Here is a 1,530-nt window from a genome sequence, read left to right as displayed (position 1 = left end):
GTCAGATGCTCCAGAGCGTCCAGCATCTCGGTCAGCAGATCTTCCGACGGGCTGACCTCGGCCAGCAGGCGCGTCGCGACGTCGCGCAGGCTGCTGCCGTCGAACAGCGCCGCCACCGGCAGGCGAACGCCCAGGCTGCGCTCGACATGGGCGTTGAGCTCGGCCGCGATCAGGGAGTCGATCTGCGGCGCCAGCTCGGCGTCGATCTCGATCTCGTCTTCTGAAATGCGCAGGCAGGCGGCCAAGCCGGCTTTCAGGAAGTCGCGCAGATGCGCCTCGGGATCCGGCGCGAGCAGCAATTCGGCCAGGGCGTTGGACGAGGCCTCCTGCGCAGGCGACGCCTCGCCGGCCGCTGGGACGTCGAGCTGGACGCGCTGCAGAAGGGCGCGCCGAACGGCGGCGACCACGCGGCCGTCGTCGTCGAAGATCGTCAGGTCGCCGACCAGGGTGTCGGGGTCGACCTCGCCGGAAGCGCGCACGGCGTGAACCCAAAGCCGACCGCGCGGCCCGGCGCCGAAATGGTCGATCCGCTCGAGGCTCGAGAACACGAAATCCCGCGGCGCGTCCGGCGGCAGCAGCGCGCCCAGCACCTGGAAGGCCGCGTCCATCGCGCCCAGATCCAGCACGACCTGAGGATCGTGCTCCCGGTCACGCGGCAGGCGGATCTCGCCCAACGCCTCGCCCTCGCCGCGCCACACCGCTTCGAGCCAGCGGCAGGCCGGCCCCAGGGTGACGCCGTGGCCTTCCATCGCCGCATAGAAGGCCGCGGGCGCCACGGCCTGCGCGCACCGGGCCCGCACGGCGTCGAGACGCACCCGGGCCGGCGCGGCGATGGCCTCATCTTCCGGCATCACCAGTTCGCCCACGGCATGGGCGAGCCACGCGGCGTCGACGTTCTTGACCGGCGTGTGGGCGAACACCTGGAACCGGCGGCCTTCAGGCGTCCGCTCCAGGACCAGTTGAACGCGCCTGGACTCCGCTTCGCGCAGGATCATGGCGCGGGGCAGCGTCACGTTCTTCACCGCCGCGGGAGCCGAGCCGTAGGCTTCGCGGGCGCCCGCGAAGGCAAGCTCCAGATAGGTGGCGAAATTGACCCACGGCAGGCCGAAGATGCGATGGTCGCCGACCATCGGCAGCCGGCTCAGATTGAACTGGGTCTCGAACTGCGCGTGGTCCAGCGGCGACGACAGTCGGACGCCCAGGAAGGGATGGTCCAGGGCCGCCGGCCCGGCGCCGGGGGCGGCCTCCAAATTCGAAGCCTGGGTCGGGGCCATCCAGTAGGGTTTGCGCTGGAAGGGATAGGTCGGCAGGTGCAGGGGCTGGTGCGGTTGGTGGCGGTGGACGGCGGCCCAGTCGATGGGGGCGCCGGCGACATAGAGGCCGGCCAGGGTCTCGTGCAGGGTGGCCAGGTCGCCGCGCTTGCGGCGCAGCGACGGCAACCAGCGGGGCCCGGCTTCGGCCTCGGCCTCCGGCTTGGCCATGGCGGTCAGGATCGGATGCGGGCCGATCTCGATGACCAAGGCGCAGTCC

General features: G+C 71.5%; 1 protein-coding gene. It reads right to left on the bottom strand.

All coding sequences use genetic code 11. The annotated features are described in order from the left end of the window. Window positions 1-1,530, bottom strand: a 1,530-nt coding sequence (locus AC1DZ6_RS25015; protein ID WP_477099790.1) for a polyketide synthase dehydratase domain-containing protein, incomplete at both ends; no start/stop codon positions are given.

Source organism: Caulobacter sp. P1_B12_2, from assembly GCF_056406675.1.
This window is presented reverse-complemented; position numbering and strand designations above follow the sequence as displayed.